Below are 24816 nucleotides of genomic sequence, written 5' to 3'. Positions count from 1 at the left end.
AAAAAGGAGAAATACCATGGCGAAAGAAGGTTCGGTAGCCCCCAAGGAACGCGTCAATATCACGTTCAAACCCGCCGTCGGCAACGCGCAGGAAGAGGTGGAGCTGCCGTTGAAACTGCTGGTGCTTGGCGACTTCACCCAGCGCGAAGACCCGCGCCAGCTCGAAGACCGCAAGCCCGTCGGCATCGACAAGAACAGCCTTGACGAGGTGTTGGCCAAGCAAGCCTTGAGCTTGACCTTAAGCGTCCCCAATCGGCTCCAGGATTCTACCGAACCCGATGAGCTGGCGATCCAGGTCAGGATCAACTCCATGAAGGACTTCAACCCTGCGCATCTGGTTGAGCAAATACCCGAGCTGAAAAAGCTCATGGAACTGCGTGATGCACTCGTGGCGCTGAAGGGGCCGCTGGGCAACACACCGAGCTTTCGAAAAGCCATTGAAAACGCCCTCGCCGATGACGAGGCCCGCACCCGGGTATTGGCGGAATTGGGGCTGGGCAGCCCAGCCGTATGACTCACTCAGTAAAAGGACACTGACACTATGACTACCAGCCAAAGCGCGTTGCACGCTCCCGCAACTGATGAATACAGCATTCTCGACGACATCATTGCCCAGACCCGTCTCAGCGCCGACGATGAGGCCTATGGCATCGCAAAGCGCGGGGTCTCGGCATTTATCGAGGAACTGATCAAGCCGCAGAACCGGGGTGAGCCGGTCAAGAAGCGCCTGGTTGACCGGATGATTGCCGAGATTGACGCACGGCTGAGCCAGCAAATGGATGAGATTCTCCACCATCCCGATTTCCAGGCGCTGGAGTCGTCCTGGCGCGGCCTGCAATTGATGGTTGAGCGCACCAATTTTCGTGAAAACATCAAGATCGAACTGCTGAACGTCTCTCGCCAGGACCTGCTGGATGACTTCGAAGACTCACCGGAAGTTACCCAGTCTGGCCTCTACAAGCATATTTACAGTGCCGAATACGGTCAGTTCGGCGGTCAGCCCGTAGGGGCAATCATCGCCAATTATTTCCTCTCGCCCAGTGCGCCCGACGTCAGGTTGATGCAGTACGTTTCAAGCGTTGCCTGCATGGCCCATGCACCGTTCATCGCGGCCGCCGGCCCAGGGTTCTTTGGCCTGGAGAGCTTCACCGGCCTGCCCAACCTCAAGGACCTGAAGGACCACTTCGAAGGGCCGCAGTTTGCCAAATGGCAAAGCTTTCGCCAGAGCGAAGATGCCCGTTACATCGGCCTCACCGTTCCGCGCTTCCTGCTGAGGACGCCATACGATCCCATTGATTGCCCGGTCAAGACCTTCGCTTACCAGGAAAATGTGGCCAGCAGCCACGAGCATTATCTGTGGGGTAACACGGCGTATGCCTTCGCCACCCGCTTGACGGACAGCTTCGCCCGGTTTCGCTGGTGCCCGAACATTATCGGCCCGCAAAGTGGTGGCGCGGTAGAGGACTTGCCGCTGCATCACTTTCACAGCATGGGTGAGATCGAAACCAAGATTCCTACCGAGGTGCTGGTATCCGACCGACGCGAATACGAACTGGCGCAAGAAGGCTTCATCGCCTTGACCATGCGCAAGGGCAGCGACAATGCGGCGTTCTTTTCCGCCAGCTCGGTGCAGAAACCCAAGTCCTTTGGAATCAGCGCCGAGGGCAAGGTCGCCGAGCTGAACTACCGGCTTGGCACCCAGTTGCCTTACATGATGATCGTCAATCGACTGGCCCACTACCTCAAGGTACTGCAGCGCGAACAGCTGGGATCGTGGAAGGAACGCACCGACCTCGAACTGGAACTCAACAAGTGGATTCGCCAATACGTAGCCGATCAGGATAACCCCAGCGCCGAAGTGCGTGGACGCCGCCCGCTTCGGGCGGCACGTATCGTAGTCAGCGATGTCGACGGAGAGCCCGGTTGGTACCGCGTCAACCTGAGCGTTCGGCCGCACTTCAAGTACATGGGGGCGGACTTCACATTGTCTCTCGTCGGCAAGCTCGACAAAGAATGAGCCGTAGCCACGTGATTACCCAAAACCGCAGCCTGTTCGAACGCCTGGATTCCGGCGTGGGGCGCAGCCCGCAGGGCTGTGCCGTGGAGTCCGTGGCAAGCCACTTGGCGAAAATGCTCAGCACCCGTGTGGGCAGCGTACTGACGCTCCCGGACTACGGGTTGCCTGATCTGAACGACATGCGCCTCAGCCTGCATGACGCGTTGATCCAGGCCCGTTTCCTGATTGAGCGCTCTATCCAGGCCTATGAACCCCGTCTGAAGGATGTATGTGTCAGGGCAATACCTCAGGACCGTGATCCGTTGACCCTGGCGTTTTCCATCGAAGGTGCAATGGAGGTCGACGGCTTGACGCAAACAGTCGCTTTCTGCGCAAGCCTGGCTCACGGCGCACAGGTTGAGGTCAAACCGGATGTCGTTTAATCGCTATTACCAGGGAGAACTGAGTGCGCTGCGGCAGTTGGGGCGGCGCTTCTGCGAGCGTAACCCGGCACTCGCACCGTTTCTGGGGGAGGCCGGACAGGATCCGGATGTGGAGCGGTTGCTCGAGGGTTTTGCATTCCTCACGGGTCGCTTGCGTCAGAAGCTTGATGACCAGTTGCCGGAGTTGAGCCACTCGTTGATGCATTTGCTGTGGCCCAACTATATGCGGCCGCTGCCGGCGTTCAGCATGCTGCAGTTTGACCCGCTCAAGCGGGCAGGGCCTGCCATCAGGGTCGAGCGGGATACACCGGTGGAAAGCATTGCCATCAACGGTGAGCGTTGCCGTTTTCGTACCTGTTACCCGACGCAGGTTTTACCGCTGCAACTGGCGGCCCTGGAGTACTCGGTACAGGGCGAGGGCGCTTTGCTGTGCCTGCGTCTGGAAATGACGGCCGAGGGTAACTTCAGCGAGTTGGCACTGGACTGCTTGCGTCTGCATCTAGCGGGGGAGCAGCCCCTCAGCCAGGCGCTTTACCTTGGGCTTTTGCGTCATTTGGACGGGTTCGAGTTAGTGCCTTTGGGACGCGACGGGCAGCCGGTTATCGGCGCTGATGGCGAGGCTACCTCATTGCGTCTGTCCAGTAACGCGATCAGCCCAGTCGGCTTTTCCGAAGAGGAGGGACTGATCCCTTACCCGTTGAATACCTTCCGTGGCTATCGCCATTTGCAGGAGTATTTCGCCTTCCCCGACAAATACCTGTTTGTCGATGTAGGTGGTCTGGATGTGCTCAAAGGGTTGCCCGTTGACCTGCTCAAGCAGGTGCACGGCCTGGCGCTACGCTTCAGCATGCGTGGCCGCGGCCTTGAACGACTGACGCCGACCCTGGACAACGTGAAGCTGTATTGCACGCCCATCGTCAATCTGTTCAAGCACGATAGCGTGCCAATACGCCTGGACGGCAGGCAGGACGAATACCTGCTGTTGCCTGGCGAATACACCCGGGGTAACTGCGGCATATTTTCCATCGACAAAGTCACAGGATGGCGGCCGGGAGGCCTGGGTTATCAGGAATATGTACCGTTCGAGTCGTTTGAACATGATTTTGGCAGCGGGTCGCCCAGCTATGGCGTTCGCCTGCGACCTTCACTGCAACATACCGGAATGGACACCTGGCTGAGTTTCGACCAACGCCAGGGGCATGATCAGGAAACCCTGTCGGTTGAGCTGACCTGTACCAACCACAACCTGCCGCGCCTGTTACAGGTGGGGGATATCAACCAGGCCTGCGAGCAGACGCCCGAGTTTCTGACGTTTCGCAACCTCACAGCCGCAACGCCCAGTTTTTCGCCTCCTCTGGACAGCGACTTCCTGTGGCGACTGATCAGCAATATGTCGCTCAACTATTTGTCATTGACCGATATCAACGCCTTGAGAGTGATCCTCGAAACCTACGACCTGCCGCGTTATCACGACCGCCAGGTTGAGAAGGTCAGCCGGAGACGGTTGGGCGCACTCCAGTCGATCAGTCACCAGCCTGTGGACCGGTTGCACCGAGGCCTGCCATTTCGCGGGTTGCGGGTTGATCTCACCATCGATCCAGAAGGTTACCTGGGGGAGGGCGACGTGTTTGTTTTTGCCTCGGTACTCAATGAGTTCTTTGCACTTTACGCCAGCCTCAACTCGTATCACGAACTGCGAGTGATCAGCACACAAGGAGACGTGTACCTATGGCCACCTCGCATGGGCCAGCAGCCCCTGCTTTAACCGCACTGTCCCGAATGATTCGCGAGTACTCGGTGTTTCAGGCGGTCGCGCAGATCATCGAGCGTTTGCGCGAGGCGCACCCCTCGCTTGACGAGGAAGCGTTGTACGACCAACTGGAGTTCCAGGCCAATCCTGGCTTCGGGTTTCCCGGCAACGATATTGACCGCGTGGAGTTTTTTGTCGAGCACGGCCATTTGCGGGCACGCCTTCGTCTCAATGTGCTGGGGCTGTTTGGTACGGGGTCACCGCTGCCAGCGTTCTATGGTGAGCAAGCCTTTGCCGACGCAGTGGGCGGTAATTCGACGCGTGATTTCCTGGATCTTTTTCACCATCGCCTGCACCGGTTGATAGTGCCGATCTGGCGGAAATACCGTTATCAGGCGAGCTTTCAAACGGGCGCCTGCGATCCATTTTCCGAGCAGATGTTCGCGTTGGTAGGTCTGGGTGGCAGCGCGATTCGCAGCGGCGCCCAACTGAACTGGAAGCGTCTGTTGCCCTACCTGGGACTGCTCAGTCTGCGTGCGCACTCCGCCGCACTGATCGAGACCGTGCTGCGTTATTACTTCAAGCACAGTCGGCTGGTCATCGAGCAATGGGTCAAGCGCACGGTGGTAATCGGCCAAGAGCAGCGTAATGACCTTGGTCGCAGCTATAGCACGCTGGGTTCTGACCTGGTGCTGGGCGACCGGATTATCGATCGCAGCGGGATGTTCAGGGTCCATGTGCTGGCACTGGGGTGGGAGCGGTTTCATGATTTTTTGCCCACCGGGTCAGGTTATGAACCGCTGTGTGCGCTGGTGCGTTTCGCCGTCCGGGACCCCTTGGAGTACGACGTGCGATTGGTGTTGGCAGAGGGAGAGGTTCGGCCGTTGCACATTGGTGAGCACAACGTCTGCCGCTTGGGCTGGACCAGTTGGTTGGGGCATGAGCGAGCCGACGGTGTGGTCACCTTGGCCAGTAAAACTCATTAGGGATTGATGAATATGATGAATGTGGACCTGCAACAACTTATCCAGGCATTGACGGCGTCCACACGGCGCGATCTGGAACGCTGCGCCGAACGTTGTGTCACTCGCGGCGGCGGCGAGGTCTTGGTGGAAGACCTGCTGTTGACTCTCCTGGAGCATCCGGAGGCTGTACTGATGCGTGCGCTGCAGGATGCGGGCGTGGATGTGGGCGAGTTGCATGCAGTGCTGCAACCCAGGACTGACCAGAGCGCCTCCCGTAATCCGGTGTTTTCACCCGCCTTGGTGCAATGGTTGCAACAAGCCTTGCTGGTCGCCCACCTGGAGCTTGGGCGAAGCGAAGTGGAACACGGTGCCTTGTTGCTCGCTTTGTTGCGCCACCCGCTGCAGCACGCGGGCAGCCGTTATCAGGCGGTGTTGAGCAAGCTTGATGCGCAACGCGTGCTCGATTTTCTCTTGAGTGACAGCCCTCGGATGCCTCCCGCTGAAGTGGGGCGTTCATTACTGGAGCGCTTTACCCATGATCTGACGCGCCAGGCTCGGGACGGAAAGCTCGACCCCGTACTCTGTCGCGATCACGAAATTCGCCAAATGATCGATACCCTTGCGCGGCGGCGCAAGAACAACCCCATTCTCGTGGGCGAGGCGGGTGTCGGAAAAACCGCAATAGTCGAGGGCCTGGCCCTGCGAATCGTGAGTGAGCAAGTGCCAGAGGGGCTGAGGGACGTGCGTCTGCTGGTCTTGGACATGGGCTTGCTGCAAGCCGGTGCCACCATCAAGGGTGAGTTTGAACGGCGCCTGAAGGGCCTGATCGACGAGGTCAACGTCTCGCTGCAACCGGTCATTCTGTTTATCGACGAGGCCCACACCTTGGTTGGCGCAGGCGGCCAGGCCGGTAGCTCCGATGCTGCCAACCTGCTCAAGCCGGCATTGGCGCGGGGTGAGCTGCGGACCATCGCTGCCACGACCTGGTCGGAGTACAAGAAATACTTCGAGAAAGACCCTGCGTTGGCGCGGCGTTTCCAGCCGGTGCTGGTGCGCGAGCCGACAGTAGAGGAGGCGGTGACCATTTTGCGTGGGTTGGCCCCGGTGTATGAGGCCAGTCACGGCGTCTACGTACGCGATGATGCCGTGGTTGCCGCCGCGCAGTTGAGTGCTCGCTATCTGGCCGGACGCCAGTTGCCTGACAAGGCCGTGGACGTGTTGGACACCGCTTGTGCCCGGGTGCGCATCAGCCTGGTGACGGCGCCAGACGAACTGCAGCGCCTGCGCGCCGAGCTGGCCGAGGGCAGGCGTCAGCAACTCGCCGTGCGCCGGGACGCCGACGCGGGGTTGGCCATCGATGAACCGGCGTTGCAACGACTCACACAGAGACTGGAAGAAGTCGAGGTCGCACAGTCACGGCTTGAACAACGCTGGACCTGCCAATGCGACCTGGCCCACAAGATGCTCTCGCTGCGCCAGCAACTGGTCGACGCTCGTAACAGCGGCGAAAACATTGAAGCCATTGAACGGCTTTTGGCTGAGGCCCACCAAGCGTTGCAGGCCATACAGCACCAGCAGCGGCTGGTCAGTTTTGAAGTGTGCCCACGGCTGGTGGCACAGGTGATCAGCGCCTGGACCGGCGTTCCACTGGAACAATTGGCCCGTGAACACAGTGCGAAGGTCCTGAGTTTTGCCGATGATTTACGCGGTCGCATCCTCGGTCAGGAGTGCGCCGTGCAGGTCCTGGATCGCTGCCTGCGCGCTGTCGCCGCCGGTGTGAACAGGCCGGATGCTCCCGTAGGTGTATTCCTGCTGGTAGGCCCCAGCGGCGTAGGCAAGACAGAAACGGCCCACGCCCTGGCTGACTTGTTGTACGGCGGTGAGCGGTTTGTCACCACGATCAATATGTCTGAGTACCAAGAGAAACATTCCCTGTCCCGACTGATCGGAGCACCGCCGGGTTATGTGGGCTATGGAGAGGGCGGCGTGCTGACGGAGGCCGTGCGGCAAAAACCCTACTCCGTGGTGCTGCTCGACGAGGTCGAGAAGGCCGACCCGGATGTCTTGAACCTGTTTTACCAAGTGTTCGACAAAGGCGTAGCCAATGACGGCGAAGGGCGTGAAATCGATTTTCGCAACACCCTGATCCTGATGACTTCCAATCTGGGCGGCCAACGTATCACTGAGCTCTGCGCCGAAGGGCAACGACCCGATGTCGAGACCCTGCACGCCGCTATCCGGCCGGTGCTGACCGCTCATTTCAAACCGGCGTTGCTGGCCCGTATGCGCGTGGTCCCGTATTACCCGATGGCGGGCGTGGTGCTGCATCAACTGATTGAAAACAAACTTCAGCGCCTGGGTGCGCGCCTGCTTCAGCGCAAGCTGACGTTCAGTCACGCAGAGGAACTGGTCGCACACATGGCCGAGCGCTGTAGCCACGGCGAAAGTGGCGCGAGGTTTATCGATCAATGGATCGAGGCAAACCTGTTGCCGCAGGTGGTGGATCGGTTGCTGAATGCGATGGCCGTTGGCAAGTCGCTGCAGTTCGCTCATGCCAGGCTTGATCCCAGCGGCACTGTCGTTTGTGAGTTCAGCTGATGGCGGACAACCTGTTTACCCAGTTGCCGAACCCGCTGGATTACGCCGCGGCCTTGCTGGGGTGGTTCACCCGATTAGGTATTGATAGCGACGAATCGACATTGGCCGAAAACCTTGCCGCAGGCACCGCGTTGTTGAGCGGTTGCGAGCTGAGCCAGTTGTACCTGCTCGATCAAGCGAATGGCCGCCTCGATCTGGTTGCCCAGCACTTGCCGGGTGTATTGCCGGCCGGTGACCTTGCGAACCCGGGAGCGGACTTCAAGAGCGAGCAACTGTTGCAATACGTTCTGGAACACAACCGTGTCCTCCACCTCACCGAGCTGCGTGGCAGCCTGTATGACACGGGATTTCTGCCGGCGGCCGCATCGCCCTGGCAATCACTGCTGTGCGTGCCACTGCTCGGGCAGCACCAGCAGGTGTCCGGAATGCTGTTGTGTGCCAGCCAACGCACGACGGAACTGGCTGGCTACGGCCCCTCCCTGGGCCAATTGGGTAGTTTTGCCTTGAATCAGTTGGCCATGTTGCGGCGAATGCATAGGGCTCCCGGTGCGTTGAAAGTGGTTCGCAGCACGCCCGGCACCAGTGCCTATGGCTTGATAGGAAACAGCACGGCGATGGACGAGACGTGCCATCTGATCGGCAAGGTTGTGAATAGCCCCTACACCGTATTGCTGCGAGGGGAGACCGGCACAGGTAAAGAAGTGGTCGCCCGGGCCATTCATGCTGCCGGGCCGCGCAGCCACAAGGCATTTGTGGTGCAAAACTGCGCTGCGTTTCCCGAGGGCTTGCTCGAAAGTGAATTGTTCGGTTACCGCAAAGGCGCATTCACCGGGGCCGAAAGAGACTACGCCGGTCTGTTTGACACCGCCCACGGCGGCACGCTGCTGCTCGACGAAATCGGTGACATGCCGCTGTCACTGCAAGCCAAGTTGTTAAGGGTGTTGCAGGAAGGCGAGATTCGGCCGTTGGGTGCCAATACGGCCCACAAGGTCGACGTACGAATCCTCGCGGCGACCCACCGGGACCTCACCAGAATGGTGGCTGAAGGGAGCTTTCGCGAAGACCTTTATTACCGATTGGCGCAATTTCCTATCGAGTTGCCAGCGCTACGCCAGCGCGAGGGTGACGTGCTGCAACTGGCCCGACATTTCGCAGACAAGGCCTGCGCAATGCTGGGGCGAGCGCCGGTGGGCTGGTCGAGTGCGGCGCTGGATCAACTGTCCAGCCACAGCTTCCCCGGCAATGTGCGCGAGCTTAAATGCATGGTGGAGCGGGCGGTGCTGCTGTGCGACGACGAAGTCATCCTGCCGCCGCACTTGTCGCTGTCGCCGGGCCTGACTGCACCGGCTGTTGACGCGACGCTGCGCCAGCGCATGGAGCGGGTCGAGCGGGTTGTCCTGATCGACTGCCTGCGCAAAAACCGTGGCAACCGAACGCGCACGGCCCGTGAGTTGGGTGTCGCCCGGCGCACGCTGCTGTACCGCCTTGCACGCCTGGACATTCCTTTTGGCGACGTCAAGGGGGAGTGCTGAATGACACGCCCCTTAAATTCCGGGAGATATCTGATGCCTGTTAGTCAATGGCAAGCCCTGATGCTTGTGTTGTTTTTGCTGAGTGGCTGTAAAACCAACCATGTCTTTGACGACGGTGACTACCGCCCGCTGGGCGATCCCCAGTCTACCGGTCGTGGCCAGTGAGCGCAGGGGAGCCCTACATGCAACTAGTGTTTGAGGTATGCCCTGCTGGGCAAGGACGGGCGCCGGCCCTGCGCAAAACCTTTAACGGCGTTGGCGGCGTCGTAGGCCGTGGGGCCAGTTGTGACTGGGCCCTTCCTGACACCAGCCGCCAGGTTTCCAGTCGTCACGCGGTGATCAGCTATCGCGACGGCCGTTACTTCCTGACGGACATCAGCAGTAATGGAACCCGCCTGGCAGGCAGCGACGAGCGTCTGCGGGATGGGCAGGAGTATCCGGTAGATGACGGCATGATATTTCAGCTGGGGCCGCTGAGTATTCGCGCACGGCTGGTCAGCCCGACGACGGTGCCGGACCATGACGGATTGCCCACGCTGATTCCCGATGATGCATTTCTTGAGCTGGATCCGGTGCAGGCACTGGCCAGCGAACGGCAGCTTCAGGACCAGTCGCAAGACTTGGCCGCGCTGACCACGGCCAATCACGAAGCATTGCGGTGGACGGATCATGCAGCGGCAGACCGGGATCATCTGACGGTTCCCGAACTTGTGGAGCCTGCCCGCAGGGTTGGCCCGAGCCTTCCATCGCCACTTCCAAGTCAAGGCTCAGAGCCATTTTGGTCTGCGTTTGCGCAGGCCCTGGGTATCGATCTGGACACCCTTGATGAGCCAGGAAGAGAGGTGTTGGCGATAAAGGCGGCGGGGCTGCTCAGGCAAATGACGGAGGGATTGCAACAGAGCCTGAGTACTCGCAATGAGCTTAAACGCGAGTTGAAACTATCACTTACCCATACACCGCTCCAGAGCCCCGATCCGCTTAAAGACTGCGTCGACGTCAGCGCAGCCTTGGGATTGCTGTTAGGTGCCGGGCAGTTGGGGCAGGTGTCCGCCGAGATGTTCGTCACACGGGCCTACCGCGACATGCAGGCCCACCAGGTGGCTCTGCTGGTGGCCTGCCGCGCGGCGCTACGCGCGGCTCTGGCGGCCTTCGCACCCAGTCATTTGCGCCTGTGTTTCGAGCGCCAACCGAAGCCCCCGTTGATTCCTCGGTGTGGCACCTACTGGCGCGCGTATCAGCGGCACTACCAGGCGCTGATCGAGGACGAGCACTTGAGCGAGGGCCTGCTGGGCAGCGACTTCATCAAGGCCTATGAAGAGCAGATTCGTCTGATCTCAACCCTTCACCGTTATCCAGGATGATCTTCATGTCCCGAGTCGTCGTTGCATTGTTGTGCGCTGTGATGGGTTGGCTGGGTGGTTGTGCCCTGTCGCCCTTTTCGAAGCTGACCAAGGTGGACCTGACACTGACGGCCAGCGAGCAGGTCAACCCCGATCTCCATGGTCGCCCATCGCCGATCGTGGTGCACCTGATGGAACTGCGACACCCCGTGGCTTTTGAGAATGCAGACTTTTTCAGCCTTTACGGCCATGCAGAGCAGGCCTTGCCAAAAGACCTGGTGAACCTCGAAGAACTGGAGCTGCGCCCTGGCGATCACTCCACACTCAAACTCAGTCTAGAACCAGGCAGTCGCTATGTCGGCGTGCTGGCGGCGTATCGTGATTTGCCCCACTCGCAATGGCGCTATGTGTTGCCGGTGACCGCGCAGCGATTGACGCGCGCCGAACTGGTCCTTGATCAGGCCGGTATTCGGCTGGTGAACCCGCAACCAGCCAAGGCGGGCGACTGACATGCACAGCCAAAAAGTCATCTGGCAGGAAGGCATGTTGCTGCGCCCTCAGCATTTTCAGCAAAACGATCGTTACCACGATCAGCAACTCAAACGCCGCACTCAGTTGTTGTGCGCCCACGGCTGGGGCTTCCTGGCCCTGGAAATCGATCTGCAATACTTGAACATGGGCAAGGTCGTGGTGAATCAGGCCAGTGGGATATTGCCGGACGGCAGCCTGTTCGAACTGGGTGGGTCCATGGAGTCGCTGGTGCTGGAGGTTCCAGTGAATACCGGAAAACAGGCGATATACCTGGCCCTGCCGATGGCCACGAGTCACTGCGTTGAAGCCCGTCGCCCGGAGCAGGTCGATGTAGTGGCGCGCTACAAGACCCTTGCGGTAGACGTCAGCGACTCCAACGCCGGGGAGGATTCCCTTCGTCAGATACAGTGCGGGCAGCTGGATTTTCGTCTGCTGCTGGGAGAGCAGCACAGCGACCAGCATTACGTGAAGCTCAAGGTTGCCCAGGTGCTCAACTGCACCGAAGAGGGTGTGAGCCTGGATGCCGATTTTATCCCGACCTTCATTCACCTGCATGGCTCGAGTTACCTGCTGTCTTGCCTCAAGGAGGTGATCAGCCTGCTCGCTTGCCGGGGGGATGCCATCGCCGAACGGATTCGCGTCAACGGCACCGCCGCCGGCGCGGAGGTCGGTGACTTCCTGATGCTGCAATTGATCAATCGCACCGAACTGGTCTTGCGTCACTACCTGGGCCTGAGCCAGGTCAGCCCTGAGGCGCTGTATCGAACATTGCTGTCGATCCTGGGTGAGCTCGCGACGTTTGCCAGCGACAGCAAGCGTGCGCACTTCGAGGGGCATTACCGGCACAGCGACCAGGGCGCCAGCTTTCGCGGCTTGATGGAGCCGATTCGCGGCCTGCTGTCGATGGTGCTTGAGCAGCATGCCATTGAGCTGGCGCTGCAGCCCCGCCAGTACGGGGTGTTGGTGTGCCCGGTAAGCGATCTCAATCTGTTGGGTTCGGCGACCTTCGTTCTGGCCGCCAGTGCCCATTGTGAGGCCGATGAGCTGCGCCACCGGCTTCCGGCGCACCTCAAGGTTGGGCCTGTGGAGCGGATTCGCGAATTGGTCAACCTGCATTTGGCGGGCATCAAGGTCAAGCCGCTGCCGGTGGCTCCCCGACAGATACCGTTTCATGCCGCAAAAACCTATTTCATGCTCGAACTCAGTGCCCGGGACATCGAGCAGTTGAAGCAGTCGGGAGGTTTTGCCTTACACGTCAGTGGCGACTTTGCCGAACTGGAACTGAAATTTTGGGCTATCAGGAACTGAGACCATGGACAGGGAATATCCGCAGGATGAAAAAACCATCCTGCTCGATCGACAGGGGCGCGGGCCGGCGCAGGGTCCGATAACCGACTTCGCATCGCCGCCACGCTTCGAACAACTGGAAGACCGGATGATTTACGCCGCCTGCTTGCAGGGCGTGGAGCACTTCAAGGTTGGCCTGAACAGTTTGGTTGCGCCTGCGTCGGCACTCTTGTCCGAGGTGGTCCAGCTCAAGCGCAGCACCGCTCAGGAAAGCCTGCGCGCGCTCAACGAACGGCTGTCATCCGCGGTCAGGTTGTTCGAGACGCGCGCCCGGCATGACGGTGCGCAGAGCAGTGAGGTGATGGCGGCGCGGTATGTGCTGTGCAGCGTGATCGACGAAGCCGTGGTCACCACCTCATGGGGCAGCCAGAGCGATTGGTCGAAGATGAGCCTGCTGAGCAGCTTTCACAACGAAACCTTCGGCGGCGAGAAATTTTTTCAACTGCTTGAGCGTATGTCGAGGGACCCCATCAAGCACCTGGCGATGCTGGAACTGATGTACCTGTGCCTGTCACTCGGGTTCGAGGGCAAATACCGGGTCATGGAGCGTGGGTTGTTGCAGCTAGAGCAGGTTCGGGACGCGCTGTATCGGCAGATCCGGCATGTGCGGGGCGACTCCCGGCCTGCCTGCGCACCGCCGCCCAAGGCGGAACAGCAGCCCCAAAAACGGCTGAGGGTCGTGCCGGTCACCTGGATTGCGGTGTTTGTCGTCTCCAGCCTGTTGACCCTGCATGCGGGGTTTACCTGGGTACTGGGCCAGCAGCGCGAGACCGCGCTGCAACCGTATCAACTTGTGGCGCCGGATATTACCCGAGCGCCCCTCTAACGCAGGGAGCAACACATGAACGCATTCTTCAGGAGCGCGGGCACCGTGCTGGGCAGGATTTGGGTCTGGAGCCTGTTGCTGGTGCTCGCGATCGCGGTGGCCGTGTGGTTTTTCGGGCCATTGCTGGCCGTCGATGATTATCGATTCTGGCAAACGACGGCGGCGCGCTTGCTGACGATCAGCGGGCTGTTCTTGTTGTGGGGCCTGGCGATGGTGTACGCCAATTGGCGCAGCATTGCCCGGCAAGGAAAGGTCGATAATGTTCAGTCGTTCCCGCACAAAGGTCTGGTGGAAAACGAGCAGCGGCAACTGCGCGCTCGCTTCAAGGACGCTCTGTACACCCTGAAAAACTCCAGCATTTATGGCGAGCGCAGCCCGCGTGGGCGCGATGCGTTGCCGTGGTATTTGCTGATCGGCAAGGAGGGCAGTGGCAAGTCCCGGATGTTGGCGGCCAGTGGGTTGCAGTTGCTCCAGGATCGGGGCGAGCCAAGGGTGACGGCGGAAGGCGGTGGCACACGTGACTGTGAATGGCACTTCGCCGAAGACGGGGTGTTACTCGACACTGCTGGCCGCTACGTCAGCCAGCCTGACAGCCAGGTGGATGGCGCGGGTTGGTCGATGCTGCTGGGCCTGCTCAAGGCGCGGCGCCGCACCGGCCCGCTCAATGGTGTGGTGGTGGCGCTGTCGATGGATACATTGCTCCATGGCAGTGAACGTGATCTGGAGAATGATGCGCGGGCAGTCCAGAGTCGGCTGCTGGAGATCCGGCAGACGTTGCATGTGGATGTGCCGATCTACCTGGTGGTGACTCAGGCCGACCGGCTGTCGGGGTTTGGGGAGTTCTTCGATCGTCCACTGGGAGAGGGCAGTGATGCGGTGCTTGGTGAATCTATCGCGCCCGGCAAGGACGGGATTGATACTGGCCAGGTACGCCAGGCGTTTGAAGCGCTGCTTCAGCGCCTGAGTGGTGAGCTTGTGCAGCGACTCCATCAGGAGCGCAACAGCGACCTGCGCGGTCGGATGCTCGACTTTCCTCATCAGGCGGCTCGAATTGGCGAGCGTCTGAGCCTGTACATCGACGTTGCGTTCTGCGGCCCGCGTTATCAGCACAGCAACGGCTTTCGTGGTTTCTACTTGACCAGTGCGGACGGTGGCCCGCAACCACTTGAGCTTCGCCCGCACTTTATCCAGGGCTTGTTCAGCCGGGTGATTCTGGCGCAAGCCGATCTGGCGGGCCTCGATAGCCAGGAGCGACGTCGAATTTGCTGGCGCCAGGGTTTGCTGGCCCTGAGCGCGTTAGTGGTCGTCGGGGCGGCGAGCCTGCTTTGGACCCATAGTTACTCTTTCAATCATCAACGCCTGGAGCAACTGCGAAATCTGGCGCGGCAGCCCGCGCCCGTGCAGCCCGGATCGGACGCTACCCTGGCGCTTCTGCCGCTGCTCGATAGCCGCCTGGCGGCCACGCGGGTTTTCCCTGCTCAAGGCGAAGCCAGACTGGTTGAACGGGCTGGGTTGTACCAAGGCACTATCAGCCGCCCCGTGCTGGAAGAGGCCTATGAGCACGCCTTGGATCAACTGCTGCTGTCCCAGGTCGGCGAGATGTTGCAAGAGCAGGTTCGCGGCAGCCTGGAAGATCGCGAGCGGCTGTTGGACAACCTCCGGGCGTACCTGATGCTCAACCTGCGGGAGCGTCGGGATGTCGGCTGGCTGCGCGAGCGGGTGGCGGGGCATTGGTCTGTGCGTTTTGCCGGTGAGCCCTCCGTGCAGAGTCGTTTGAATGAACACTTCGCGCACTTGCTTGAACAGCCGTTCGTATACCCGCTCGACAGCGAATTGGTGGCCCACGCGCGGCACGTGTTGCGGGGTGAATCGCTGGTCGATGTGGTGTACCGCGTGCTGCGTGAACAAGCCCGCGGCCTTGAACCGTTGCGCCTTACACACGGGCTGGTGTTTGACGGTGGCGACCAGCCCATTCCGGGATTTTATACACGCAAGTACCTGCGGTATTTCGAGTCGCAGGGCGCGCGTCTGGTGAACACCATCGTCCAGGACAACTGGGTGCTGGGGGAGGGGGCCGACCTGAGTGCGATGGACTTGCGGCGGTTGATGGTGGAACTTGAGCAACGCTACTTCAGCGAGTATGCCGAGGCTTGGAGCGAGGCGATTGGACGGATTCGCCTGCGCGAGATTGACAATTCCAGGCAAGGCGCCGAGCAACTCGCCAGCCTGACGTCAGCCCAGTCGCCGTTGTTGCAGCTGTTACAACAGGTTCGTGAAAACACGCGCTTGCCATCGGTCAACGAGCGCCTGGATGAGTTGGCTGCCAAACTGCCCGTCCCTGGGGTAGAGCTGTTGCAGGTTGCGCAGACCGCAGCCGTCGACGTCGACGTCCGGAGCGGATTGGCCGACACATTGCCCGACATGGCACGGCGCGCCATGCAACGCCGCTTCGAGCCCTTGCACCAGTTGCTGGACAGCCACGAGAACCCGGGTACCGAGTTGACCCAGGCGCTGCAAGCACTCAATGACTTGCACCTGCAATTGGCGACCTTGAATCGCGAAGGCTCGCCCGAGCCGGTCGCCTTCGACATGGCAAAGCGTCGGACCCAAGGTCAGCAGGATGCACTGAGTCATCTGCGTAACGTTGCTGCCCGTTTGCCGTTGCCGCTGGCGGGCTGGTTCGAAAGCCTGGCCGACGAGCATTGGCGCCGCCTGCTCGACCAAGCTTATCGCCATGTGAACCAGCGTTATCAGAGTGAGGTATATGGTTTTTACGCCAAGGCGATCAAGCAACGTTATCCGTTCAATGCCCACGCCAGCAGCGACGTCTCCCTTGATGATTTTCAGGAGTTCTTCAAGCCAGGGGGGATAATGGCGCGATTTTTTGACAGCTATCTAAAGCCTTTTGTCAGCGCAGATGCCGGTCGCTACAGGCTGCGCAGCCTGGATGGGCGCAGCTTGCCGATGTCCCGGGCGTTCCTCGATCAGCAAGCGAAGGCGCAGGTGGTCAGGCGCGGTTTTTTTGCGGATGAACCGGGTGGCTTGCAGGTTCGTTTCACCGTCGCGCCCTACAGTTTGGACCCTTCGGTAAGTCGCGCGGTCTTGCGTTTGGGCGGCCAGCAGATGGAGTACCGGCACGGGCCGATTGTCCCGATGGCGATGCAGTGGCCAGCCGAGGCTGAAAATGGTCGCAGCAGCCTGGTGCTGGAGCGGGGTAGCGAGCGGGCGTTGGGGCTCGAAAAAAATACCGGGGCCTGGTCCCTGTTCCGCTTGTTCGACCTGATGCAGAGCGAGCCCTCCAGCGGGCAGGATGTCCTGATCCTCAAGGCTGACCTGGCAGGCTTGCGCGCCAACTACCTGCTGACCAGCCGGCGCGCGCCCAATCCGTTTCAGATCGCGCAGTGGCGTACCTTTCGCCTTCCGGAGCAGCTGTGAACCGAGGTCAGGATCGCTGGCGCAGTGCTGGCCGTACGGACCGTGGCAAGCTCAGGTCGCGCAACGAGGATGCCTTTCTCGATTGTCCTCGGCAGGGCTGCTGGGCCGTGGCAGACGGGATGGGCGGGCATCAGGCAGGGGATGTCGCCAGCCAACTGGTAGTCGATAGCCTGGCGTTATTGCCCGGCCAGGGGAGCCTCGACGAACGGGTCGAGGCGACCCGCCGTTGCCTGCAATGGCTCAATCGGCGGCTGGGTGAAGAGTTGACGGTCACCGCCCAGGGTGGTGATCGCACCATGGGGAGCACGGTCGTGGCTTTGCTGCTTCAGGGCGATCGCGCTGCCTGTGTCTGGGCGGGTGACAGTCGTTGTTATCTGTGGCGAGCGCAGACATTGTACCAGCTGTCGCGGGACCATTCGCTGTTGGAGCAGTTGATTGACCAGCGGGTGAGCCTGGAGCGGGCCAAGGCGCACCCCGATGCGCGGGCGCTGACCCGCGCCATCGGCTCGCGGGAACCATTGAGTCCGCAGGTATTGGAACTCGGGACTCTGTCAGGAGATGTCTTTCTGCTGTGCAGTGATGGCCTGTATCAGGCGCTTAGCCATGGTGAGTTGGGGCAGGCGTTGAGCCTGGGAAACCCACAGCGGATTCTGGACCAACTGTTCGCCGGCGTATTGCGCGGTGCCGCCCGCGACAACCTGACCGCTGTGGTGGTGCAGTCATGAACGATAAGCCTGGGCTTGAGGTTATGCCCAGTCGCCCGTTGACCCACTTTGCTTTCGCCCGGGCGCAGGGCAACCCGCAGCGCGACGGGATACCTGCGTTGCTGGCCGGGCGATACCTTATCGAACGAGTTCTGGGCGCTGGCGGCATGGGCGTGGTCTATCGCGCCCGGGATCTGCTGCACGAACAGTTTGGTGAGTCGCGTTCCAGTGTGGCGATCAAGGTGCTGGGTGAAGCCATTCGTGAATGTGCAGACGCCCACGTACTGCTCTACAGCGAGTTTGCCCTGACGCGCAGCCTTCGGCATGAGCAGGTGGTGCGGGTGTTTTCGTTTGAAGTAGACGCTCCCTGTCAGATCGCTTTCTTCACCATGGAGCTGCTTCAGGGCATGACCCTGGATCGGCTGCTGCTGGAGCGCCCCGGTGGCTTGCCGTGGCAAGAGTGGCAAGGCATCGCCGTGCAATTGCTCGATGCGTTGCGTCATAGCCATCAGCGGGGCGTGCTGCATGGGGATGTGAAACCCGGCAATGTGATGGTAGGAGAGGGCGGGCTGCGCTTGTTTGATTTCGGTCTGGGTCAGGCTTGCGGACAGGCCTCGGCGGGGTCGCCAGGCTTGAGTCGCAGTCGTTTCAACGCTTGGACGCCAGCGTACGCCGCGCCGGAGTTGCTGGCCGGCGCAGCACTGTCGGCCAGTGCCGATCTGTATGCAGTGGCTTGTGTACTTTACGAATTGGCCCAAGGCCGGCGCCACTCCAGTGACAGACCGGTCCGTCCCAGGCAACTACCTCGCCATTGCTGGCGAGCGTTACGCACGGCTTTGACGATCGACCCAGAGCGCAGGGTGATCACCCCTGAAGAATTGCATGCAGCGCTCAGCGATCCCCGCCAGTGTTTTAGCCGCTGGTTCTATTCGGGCAAGTCATGCAACTGACAATATTCCGCCCAACTCAAGCCCGCCATCTGTGCCACTTCCTTGTGCACCTCAAGGCGCTGGGCCTCGAACTTCGCAGGGGAATGCGCCGTCAATTTCAGCGTCAGCTCCCAGGCAAACAAGCCCTGTTGCTCGGCTTCTGCCTCGAAGGCTTCATGCAGGCGTTCGGCGCGGTACTGCTCCATGGTTTCCCCTTTAGCCTGCGCCGCCAGGGGGTTCAACGTATTCAGTTCTTCGGCCAGGGCAGGGTGTTCGCTCAGGAATCTGTCCAGGGCTAGCTGGTGGTTTTCGCCGGGTTGGGACAAAGGTTTACTCCACGGTAAGAGAGACGGCTGGTCAGACCCAGCAGTGCGCAGGCCATGAGGGAACGTCGCTTTTTACGACAACAAGTGCGCCGAAGGATGGGCCAACCCGGGGCAATCGACAAGCATCAGCGCGACGGCGCGAATCTGAATAATTGCGCCGATGGCAGCAAAAGCCTTTCGTTCGCGGTATCAGGGCGTGTAGCGTTACCTCGTCGATAAAGGCAACGGCACATGTGTCTTTGCGACTTTGGCATCAGGGATCGAGTGCTATGTGCAGAGGGACAGGTGATGGCGCAAACGCTGTTCAAGCTTTTCTTCACCCAACGGCTGACGGCCTTGGCCAGCACCGAGTCGTTGCGGGCCATTCGTGAGGGATTGTTGTGGATCCTGCCATGCCTGCTGGTGTCGGCCGGGTTCCTGATCCTGTCTGAATGCGCTCGTGTGCTGGGTTTCGACCCTCAGGTGGTGGCCTTGCTCGCGGGGCTGCACAGCCAGATCAGCTCGGTGATCCCGCTGCTGGTGGCCGCCTCCATCGGTTACATGCTTGCGATTCAGCACCGCCTGCCGCAGCTACCGGTGGCGTTCCTGTGCCTGGCCCATGTGGTGATCGCCACGTTTGTGCTGCGGGATTTCCCCCGTGCCTCGGCGACCTTCGTGTTGTTCATCGCCATCGCCTCGCCGTTGATCAACGTGCCCGCCATCGCCTGGCTGCATCGGCGTCGCTGGACCCGGTTGATCAACGAAGACCTGGTGGGGCACAACCTCAAGGGCACCATCAATATGGTGGTGCCGGGTGCGATCACCGCGCTCGGGCTGGTGCTCCTGCTGTCGTTGCTGTTGCAGATTCCGCAGGTGGCGCAGCTTCAGGGGCCGCAGGTGCTCGATGCGCTGGAAACGCCCTATGGCAGCGGCTTGTTTGTAACCCTGATGAATTCGCTGCTGTGGTTTTTTGGGATCCATGGTGTCTACGCCATGCAGCCGTTGTTTGACGTACTGGATCAGGCTGTCGCGCTCAATAACGCGGCGCTGGCGGCAGGCGAACCGGTCAAATATCTACTGAACGGCGGCTTGCTGGGCAGCTTCGCGTTTATCGGCGGCTCGGGTGGCGCGTTGTGCCTGCTGCTGGCGATCCTGCTGTTTTCCAAGAGCCGGTCGATGCGATTGGTGGCGATGGCCAGCTTGCCGCTGTCGCTGTTCAATGTCAGTGAAGTGTTGTTGTTTGGCTTGCCGATCATTCTCAATCCGCGTCTGTTCATTCCTTTTCTGGTGGTGCCGGCGTTCAACGCGATGCTGGCGCTGATGGTGGTGCAGATTGGCTGGGTGTCGCCTGCGGTGGTGAGTGTGCCGTTTACCGCGCCGGTGTTGTTCAACGCCTATTTGAGCACCCATGGCGACCTCGCGGCGGTGTTGTTACAGGTGGTGTTGCTGGGGGTTGGCATGCTGATTTATGCACCCTATGTGCGGGCGATCAATCGCCAGGCCACGGAAGGCGGCACGGTGTATTTGAAGTCGCTGGACATGACCTTTCGCGGCCTGGAAGAAAAGGGCCGCTTGCTGGAGCTGGATCCGGTAATGGCTTCCCACAAGGCCCAGGCGCGCCAGGTCAGCGAGTTGAGCCATATCCAGCAGATCAGCGACTATGAGTTTTACCTTGAATTCCAACCGCAGATTTCTACCCGGACCGGGCTATGCACCGGTTGTGAAGCGTTGATGCGCGCACGGGATGCCGAGGGCACGGTGCATTCGCCCTGGGAGTTCCTGCAATGGCTGGCCAATGCCAGGTTGATGCCCGATGTGGATGTGTGGGTGGCGTCCCAGGCTGTGCGCCAGTACCAGAAGTGGCGGAAGGTCGGTTTCAGGTTACCGATGACAATCAATATCTCCAGCGCCACGCTCACCACCCCGGCCTATGGTGACCGGCTGGTGGAGATACTGGCCCAGGCCCATGGGCAGGTGTCGGTGGAGATCACCGAGGATGCATTGGTGGGGGATATCCAGGGCGCCCGGCAGATGATCGAGAAGCTGCAGGCGATCGGCGCCAAGGTGTACCTCGACGATTTCGGCACCGGGTTTTCGGCGCTGAGTTATCTGCATCAGTTTCCGGTGGATTTCATCAAGATCGATCGCAGTTTCGTGGAGGCCCAACATGATCCAAAGGGCGCTCAGGTGCTGACCGGGATGTTGAGGTTCTGTGAGGCGTTGAACCTCGGGGTGGTGGTCGAGGGCGTGGAAACCGCCGAGCAACTGGCGTTTTTGCAGTCGGGCTCGGAGTTGATTATCCAGGGCTGGTATTTCAGCAAGGCGCTGCCGGGAGACGAGCTGGAGCGGTTTGTGCGCGGGCGCTATGCGCAGATGCAACCTAACGCTCCAGAACCCCTCTGAAGGTTGCACTCAAGGCCCGCAATGTCTCACGGGAGCGGCCATCGCTGATCCGGCTGTGCAGCACGATTTCACTGACGGGCAACGCCGGTAGTCCGTACTGTTCACTCACGTCCACAGCGCCCGCCGGAGCAACCCGCCGAGCCAGCGCTGCAACGCCCAGGCCGGCGCTGACGGCCGCACCGACGGCCATCACGCCGCCGCCGACAAACACTTCGGTCCAGTCAATCCGCGCTTCATCCAACGCCCGCACCGCCAACTGTCGCACGCCGCAGGGCGAGGCCATGGTTGCCATGCGCAACGGCGTGCCGGGCGTGTGCTGCCAGGTCGGTGCGGCGAACCAGCCAAAGCGTTCAACCACCAATACTTCGCCGTCCTGGCGGTCGCCTTCGTTGCGCACGATCACCGCGTCCAGTTCATTGCGGTCGAACGCAGCCACCAAGTCCCGGGACGAGGCAATCCGCACCTCCAGAATCACCAGTGGGTCGTACGCTGCCAGGTGGCTGAGCCACAGCGGCAGGTCGGGCCCGGCCACATGGTCGCTGATGCCGATCACCAGCCTTCGTGGTGCGCCGTTGCCCATGTCACCCCATGCCCGTTCGTGGGCATTGAGCAACGCGCGGGCGGCAACGATGAACTGTTCGCCCTGGGGCGACAGCCGCACATGCCGTGGCGTGCGCACCAGCAGGCGGTAACCGAGGCGCTCTTCCAGGCGCTTGAGCTTGAGGCTGATGGCCGCCTGTGACGTGTCAAGGGCCTGGGCTGCACGGGTGAAACTGGCGAAGTCGGCCACCAGTACAAAGGCGTGCACGGTGTCGATATCCAGCGGCTTGAGGGCGTCGGTCATTTCAGTTCCTTATCACACCTATATCTGGTGATATCTTGCTGAAATCATGGGCCCGGCACAAGCTGTCCACTCATCTGAACAGGAGCGCCATGATGTTTGCCAAACAGTATTCACACCGCTTGCCAGCTGATTACGACATGGGTGTCATCCGCGAGCGCGCCGCCCGGTTGGGGCCGCAGTGGGATCACACCGAGGGTTTGCTGTTCAAGGCGTTTATCGCTCAGGAACGGGGGCAGGGGCCGGGCGTGGGCAACCTGTATTCGTCGGTTTATCTGTGGTCAGATCCTTTGCAGGCCGCAGACTTTTTACTTGGCGAGCGCTTTCAGAAGGTCCTCGACAGTTTTGGCCGGCCGCACATTGAGTCCTGGTTACCGCTGGATGTGCAGCGAGGTCCGGCGCAAACCGCTTTGAGCCTGTACCGGGAGGAGTGGGCGCTGGAGCCCAGTGCGGACCGTGGGCAAATTCTCGAAACCGAAAAAGCCCGCAATCAGCAGATTGCAGACACCTGCGATAACTTTGCGGTGTTTCTGGCGCTGGATGTGCAGGCGTGGAAGCTGGTGCGGATTACCTTGTCGAGCAAGGCGCTGGATGTGAACCATCCGGGCAGTGGCTATGAGGTGTTCTACCTGGCGCGGCCAGGGGTGTGAATGCCGGTCGCCGCCGATCCGTCGGCGGCGACCGGCTTCCTGTGAGCGGATCGTTGTAAGATATTGAAATATCTCCGCCAGAGCGATTTGTCATGCAGGCCACCCGGTTGACCCTGATTTCCCACGCCAGCACCCGTGCCCAGAAATGTGCACGCTTTGCGCTGGATGAGTCGGTGGAGATGGACTGGCAGCAGGCGGCGTTGTCCCAGGCGCAGCGTTTCAAGCGTGCGCCCCTTGTACTGTGTGGCCCAGAGGCGCGAACCCGGCAGACGGCGGCGCTGTTTGCCGCCGAGGCTTCGGTTGAAACAGCCCTGCGCGATTGCGATTTAGGCCGCTGGCAAGGGTTGGCAATCGATGAGGTTCAACAGGCCGAGCCCGAAGCGCTCCAGGCCTGGTTGACCGACAGCACTTCGGCACCCCACGGCGGCGAGTCGGTGGTGCAGCTGTGTGAGCGGGTGGGGCAGTGGTTGCAGTCCCTCGAGCAAACGCCGGGGCATGTGCTGGCGGTCACCCATCCCTTCGTTATCCGCGCGGCGCTGCTGCACGTCATGCAATCCCCGCCCTCGATGTTCAACCTGATCGACGTGGAGCCGCTCTCATCCACCGAGCTGCGGTTCAACGGCCGTTGGCGCCTGCGCCTGGAAACTCACGCCTGACGTCCCGAACATGGCAAAATCCGCTCCCCGCACCGAGAACACCCATGAAGACTTTCCCATGAAACGCATCCTGATCATCGGCATTGGCGCCGGCAACCCCGACTACATCACGATGCAGGCGGTCAAGGCGCTCAACCGCACCGACGTGTTTTTCCTGATGGACAAGGGCCAGAGCAAGGACAAGCTGATCGACCTGCGCCGGGAAATCTGCGAGACCTACATCACCGACCACGCCTACCGCTTTGTCGAGGCCGATTGCCCTGAGCGGGTGCGTGGCGACATCGACTACACCACCGCCGTAAAGGATTTGAACCGCGACAAGCAACAGACCTTCGAGCGGATGATCAATGAAGAAATGGCCGACGGCGAAGTCGGTGCATTCCTGGCTTGGGGCGACCCGGCGCTGTACGACAGCACCATCCGTATCCTGCAGGCGATTCTGGCCAGCGGCAGCTGCGAGTTCGAGTTTGAAGTGATCCCCGGGATCACCAGCGTCCAGGCCTTGGCGGCCCAGCATAAAGTGCCGTTGAACCGCATTGGCCGCTCCATCGAAATCACCACCGGGCGTCGCTTGGCAGCGGGGCAGGCGAGTGATGCCGACACCCTGGTTGTCATGCTCGACGCCGAAGATTCCTACCGCACCGTGGCCGACCAGGACCTGGATATTTACTGGGGCGCCTACCTGGGCACACCGGACGAAATCCTGATCAGCGGCAAGGTGGCCGAGGTGGCCGAAGAGATTGAACGCGTGCGCAAGGCGGCGCGCCAGGCCAATGGCTGGATCATGGATACCTATTTGTTGCGCAAACCCTGAAGGTTGATGCCCATGCTCAAACTGATCGCCCTGACAGTGGCGCTGTTCGCCAGCGCTGCCCATGCCGAAGACGAATTGCTCACGGACTTGCCCCTGCCTTACCTGGAACAGACCCAAAGCGATGCACGCAACGAGCCGCTGGTGATCTTCCTGCATGGTTATGGCAGTGACGAGGCCGACTTGTTCGGGCTCAAGGACCGCTTGCCGTCGACCTGGACCTACCTGTCTGCACGGGCACCGATGCCGGTGGAGGGCGGTGGTTATCGCTGGTTTCGCAAGAAGCCGGGCGATGGCGATTTTGATGGCGAGACCGCCGATTTGCAGAGCAGCGCCAAGCTGATCGAAGACTTCGTCGCAAAGGCCACCACCAAGTACCACACCCAAAGTGAGCGGGTGTTTCTGGTGGGGTTCAGCCAGGGCGCGATCATGTCGTACGAGGTCGGGTTAAGGCATCCCGAAACCCTGCGCGGGATTGCGGCGTTGAGCGGCAGCCTGCTGCCGGTACTCAAGGCCGAACTCAAGCCGGACGCGCGACTGGGCAAGCTGGCGATTTTCATCGGGCACGGGACGCTGGACCAGGCGCTGCCTTACTACTCGGCAACGCGGGCCAACGAGGTATTGCAGGGGATTGGCCTCACGCCGGAATTCCACGGCTACCCGGGGATGATTCATACCGTGGGTGAGGCGGAGTTGCTGGACTTGAAGCAGTGGCTGGAGAAGAGCCTGCGCTGAGTCCAGCGATGTGAACGCG

General features: G+C 60.8%; 22 protein-coding genes. 20 read left to right on the top strand and 2 right to left on the bottom strand.

Annotated features, from left to right (window positions below):
• The first annotated feature begins 16 nt into the window (after positions 1–16).
• The 15 genes from tssB to SNL23_RS11770 are packed head-to-tail and all read left to right on the top strand — an operon-like array spanning position 17 to position 18417.
• Positions 17–514 (top strand): type VI secretion system contractile sheath small subunit, encoded by a 498-nt coding sequence (tssB, locus tag SNL23_RS11840; RefSeq protein ID WP_318302333.1) that lies wholly within the window; start codon positions 17–19, stop codon positions 512–514.
• Positions 515–541: 27 nt separating this feature from the next.
• Positions 542–2017, top strand: coding sequence for a type VI secretion system contractile sheath large subunit (tssC, locus tag SNL23_RS11835; RefSeq protein WP_318302332.1), 1476 nt, complete (start codon positions 542–544; stop codon positions 2015–2017).
• Positions 2014–2439: a type VI secretion system baseplate subunit TssE gene (gene tssE / locus SNL23_RS11830; RefSeq protein WP_076016300.1), complete on the top strand. Its 426-nt coding sequence runs from the start codon at positions 2014–2016 to the stop codon at positions 2437–2439. The genes tssC and tssE overlap by 4 nt, the downstream gene beginning before the upstream one ends.
• Positions 2429–4204: a type VI secretion system baseplate subunit TssF gene (gene tssF / locus SNL23_RS11825; protein ID WP_076016299.1), complete on the top strand. Its 1776-nt coding sequence runs from the start codon at positions 2429–2431 to the stop codon at positions 4202–4204. The genes tssE and tssF overlap by 11 nt, the downstream gene beginning before the upstream one ends.
• Entirely contained in the window at positions 4168–5175 is a 1008-nt protein-coding gene (gene tssG / locus SNL23_RS11820) for a type VI secretion system baseplate subunit TssG (RefSeq protein ID WP_076016298.1), read from the top strand. Before tssF ends, tssG begins: the two co-directional genes overlap by 37 nt.
• A gap of 6 nt (positions 5176–5181) precedes the next feature.
• Positions 5182–7752, top strand: coding sequence for a type VI secretion system ATPase TssH (tssH, locus tag SNL23_RS11815; RefSeq protein ID WP_412104196.1), 2571 nt, complete (start codon positions 5182–5184; stop codon positions 7750–7752).
• The gene (locus tag SNL23_RS11810) at positions 7752–9284 is read left to right on the top strand and encodes a sigma-54 interaction domain-containing protein (RefSeq protein ID WP_318302331.1); all 1533 of its coding nucleotides are present in this window, start codon (positions 7752–7754) and stop codon (positions 9282–9284) included. Before tssH ends, SNL23_RS11810 begins: the two co-directional genes overlap by 1 nt.
• A 33-nt stretch (positions 9285–9317) precedes the next feature.
• Positions 9318–9449 carry a type VI secretion protein TagU gene (locus tag SNL23_RS11805; RefSeq protein ID WP_318302330.1) on the top strand — a complete coding sequence of 44 codons (132 nt, stop codon included), beginning with the start codon at positions 9318–9320 and terminating at the stop codon, positions 9447–9449.
• A gap of 17 nt (positions 9450–9466) precedes the next feature.
• Positions 9467–10645 (top strand): type VI secretion system-associated FHA domain protein TagH, encoded by a 1179-nt coding sequence (gene tagH, locus SNL23_RS11800; protein WP_318302329.1) that lies wholly within the window; start codon positions 9467–9469, stop codon positions 10643–10645.
• A gap of 5 nt (positions 10646–10650) precedes the next feature.
• The gene (gene tssJ / locus SNL23_RS11795) at positions 10651–11133 is read left to right on the top strand and encodes a type VI secretion system lipoprotein TssJ (RefSeq protein ID WP_318302328.1); all 483 of its coding nucleotides are present in this window, start codon (positions 10651–10653) and stop codon (positions 11131–11133) included.
• A 1-nt stretch (position 11134) separates the two neighbouring features.
• Positions 11135–12463 (top strand): type VI secretion system baseplate subunit TssK, encoded by a 1329-nt coding sequence (gene tssK / locus SNL23_RS11790; protein WP_318302327.1) that lies wholly within the window; start codon positions 11135–11137, stop codon positions 12461–12463.
• A gap of 4 nt (positions 12464–12467) precedes the next feature.
• Positions 12468–13328: a type IVB secretion system protein IcmH/DotU gene (gene icmH, locus SNL23_RS11785; protein WP_318302326.1), complete on the top strand. Its 861-nt coding sequence runs from the start codon at positions 12468–12470 to the stop codon at positions 13326–13328.
• Positions 13329–13343: 15 nt separating this feature from the next.
• A complete protein-coding gene (gene tssM / locus SNL23_RS11780) occupies positions 13344–16763 on the top strand; it encodes a type VI secretion system membrane subunit TssM (protein ID WP_318302325.1) in 3420 nt (1139 codons plus the stop codon).
• Positions 16760–17488 carry a PP2C family protein-serine/threonine phosphatase gene (locus SNL23_RS11775; protein WP_318302324.1) on the top strand — a complete coding sequence of 243 codons (729 nt, stop codon included), beginning with the start codon at positions 16760–16762 and terminating at the stop codon, positions 17486–17488. Before tssM ends, SNL23_RS11775 begins: the two co-directional genes overlap by 4 nt.
• Positions 17485–18417 (top strand): serine/threonine-protein kinase, encoded by a 933-nt coding sequence (locus SNL23_RS11770; RefSeq protein WP_318302323.1) that lies wholly within the window; start codon positions 17485–17487, stop codon positions 18415–18417. The genes SNL23_RS11775 and SNL23_RS11770 overlap by 4 nt, the downstream gene beginning before the upstream one ends.
• Here SNL23_RS11770 and SNL23_RS11765 read toward each other — a convergent pair.
• A complete protein-coding gene (locus SNL23_RS11765) occupies positions 18393–18722 on the bottom strand; it encodes a DUF6388 family protein (protein WP_076016289.1) in 330 nt (109 codons plus the stop codon). The two genes, SNL23_RS11770 and SNL23_RS11765, sit on opposite strands and share 25 nt — an antisense overlap.
• Before the next feature lie 288 nt (positions 18723–19010).
• Between SNL23_RS11765 and SNL23_RS11760 the strand changes: the two genes are divergently transcribed.
• Positions 19011–21104, top strand: coding sequence for an EAL domain-containing protein (locus tag SNL23_RS11760; RefSeq protein ID WP_318302322.1), 2094 nt, complete (start codon positions 19011–19013; stop codon positions 21102–21104).
• Here SNL23_RS11760 and SNL23_RS11755 read toward each other — a convergent pair.
• Positions 21082–21948, bottom strand: coding sequence for a LysR family transcriptional regulator (locus tag SNL23_RS11755; protein ID WP_318302321.1), 867 nt, complete (start codon positions 21946–21948; stop codon positions 21082–21084). The genes SNL23_RS11760 and SNL23_RS11755 overlap by 23 nt on opposite strands.
• Before the next feature lie 92 nt (positions 21949–22040).
• Here SNL23_RS11755 and SNL23_RS11750 point away from each other — a divergent pair, with 92 nt between their 5' ends.
• From SNL23_RS11750 to SNL23_RS11735, 4 genes are all read left to right on the top strand, one after another.
• On the top strand, positions 22041–22595 hold the full coding sequence (locus SNL23_RS11750; RefSeq protein ID WP_167663958.1) for a DUF4865 family protein: 555 nt from the start codon (positions 22041–22043) through the stop codon (positions 22593–22595).
• A gap of 92 nt (positions 22596–22687) precedes the next feature.
• On the top strand, positions 22688–23251 hold the full coding sequence (locus SNL23_RS11745; RefSeq protein ID WP_167663882.1) for a histidine phosphatase family protein: 564 nt from the start codon (positions 22688–22690) through the stop codon (positions 23249–23251).
• 58 nt (positions 23252–23309) lie between these two features.
• Positions 23310–24065: a precorrin-6A synthase (deacetylating) gene (gene cobF, locus SNL23_RS11740; protein WP_003208076.1), complete on the top strand. Its 756-nt coding sequence runs from the start codon at positions 23310–23312 to the stop codon at positions 24063–24065.
• Between the two features lie 12 nt (positions 24066–24077).
• On the top strand, positions 24078–24797 hold the full coding sequence (locus SNL23_RS11735) for an alpha/beta hydrolase (protein WP_318302320.1): 720 nt from the start codon (positions 24078–24080) through the stop codon (positions 24795–24797).
• The last annotated feature ends 19 nt before the right edge of the window (positions 24798–24816 follow it).

The sequence above is a fragment of the Pseudomonas sp. SED1 genome, assembly GCF_034044025.1.
In the GTDB taxonomy this organism is placed as follows: Bacteria; Pseudomonadota; Gammaproteobacteria; order Pseudomonadales; family Pseudomonadaceae; genus Aquipseudomonas.
The sequence above is the reverse complement of the archived record's forward strand: the minus strand, read 5'-3'. Positions and strand labels throughout refer to the sequence as shown.

What these genes read in the sequence shown, in the direction of transcription:
- tssB (WP_318302333.1), top strand. Translation starts at nt 17, where the DNA reads ATGGCGAAAGAAGGTTCGGTAGCCCCCAAGGAACGCGTCAATATCACG.
- tssC (WP_318302332.1), top strand. Translation starts at nt 542, where the DNA reads ATGACTACCAGCCAAAGCGCGTTGCACGCTCCCGCAACTGATGAATAC.
- tssE (WP_076016300.1), top strand. Translation starts at nt 2,014, where the DNA reads ATGAGCCGTAGCCACGTGATTACCCAAAACCGCAGCCTGTTCGAACGC.
- tssF (WP_076016299.1), top strand. Translation starts at nt 2,429, where the DNA reads ATGTCGTTTAATCGCTATTACCAGGGAGAACTGAGTGCGCTGCGGCAG.
- tssG (WP_076016298.1), top strand. Translation starts at nt 4,168, where the DNA reads ATGGCCACCTCGCATGGGCCAGCAGCCCCTGCTTTAACCGCACTGTCC.
- tssH (WP_412104196.1), top strand. Translation starts at nt 5,182, where the DNA reads ATGAATATGATGAATGTGGACCTGCAACAACTTATCCAGGCATTGACG.
- SNL23_RS11810 (WP_318302331.1), top strand. Translation starts at nt 7,752, where the DNA reads ATGGCGGACAACCTGTTTACCCAGTTGCCGAACCCGCTGGATTACGCC.
- SNL23_RS11805 (WP_318302330.1), top strand. Translation starts at nt 9,318, where the DNA reads ATGCCTGTTAGTCAATGGCAAGCCCTGATGCTTGTGTTGTTTTTGCTG.
- tagH (WP_318302329.1), top strand. Translation starts at nt 9,467, where the DNA reads ATGCAACTAGTGTTTGAGGTATGCCCTGCTGGGCAAGGACGGGCGCCG.
- tssJ (WP_318302328.1), top strand. Translation starts at nt 10,651, where the DNA reads ATGTCCCGAGTCGTCGTTGCATTGTTGTGCGCTGTGATGGGTTGGCTG.
- tssK (WP_318302327.1), top strand. Translation starts at nt 11,135, where the DNA reads ATGCACAGCCAAAAAGTCATCTGGCAGGAAGGCATGTTGCTGCGCCCT.
- icmH (WP_318302326.1), top strand. Translation starts at nt 12,468, where the DNA reads ATGGACAGGGAATATCCGCAGGATGAAAAAACCATCCTGCTCGATCGA.
- tssM (WP_318302325.1), top strand. Translation starts at nt 13,344, where the DNA reads ATGAACGCATTCTTCAGGAGCGCGGGCACCGTGCTGGGCAGGATTTGG.
- SNL23_RS11770 (WP_318302323.1), top strand. Translation starts at nt 17,485, where the DNA reads ATGAACGATAAGCCTGGGCTTGAGGTTATGCCCAGTCGCCCGTTGACC.
- SNL23_RS11760 (WP_318302322.1), top strand. Translation starts at nt 19,011, where the DNA reads ATGGCGCAAACGCTGTTCAAGCTTTTCTTCACCCAACGGCTGACGGCC.
- SNL23_RS11755 (WP_318302321.1), bottom strand. Translation starts at nt 21,948, where the DNA reads ATGACCGACGCCCTCAAGCCGCTGGATATCGACACCGTGCACGCCTTT.
- SNL23_RS11750 (WP_167663958.1), top strand. Translation starts at nt 22,041, where the DNA reads ATGTTTGCCAAACAGTATTCACACCGCTTGCCAGCTGATTACGACATG.
- SNL23_RS11745 (WP_167663882.1), top strand. Translation starts at nt 22,688, where the DNA reads ATGCAGGCCACCCGGTTGACCCTGATTTCCCACGCCAGCACCCGTGCC.
- cobF (WP_003208076.1), top strand. Translation starts at nt 23,310, where the DNA reads ATGAAACGCATCCTGATCATCGGCATTGGCGCCGGCAACCCCGACTAC.
- SNL23_RS11735 (WP_318302320.1), top strand. Translation starts at nt 24,078, where the DNA reads ATGCTCAAACTGATCGCCCTGACAGTGGCGCTGTTCGCCAGCGCTGCC.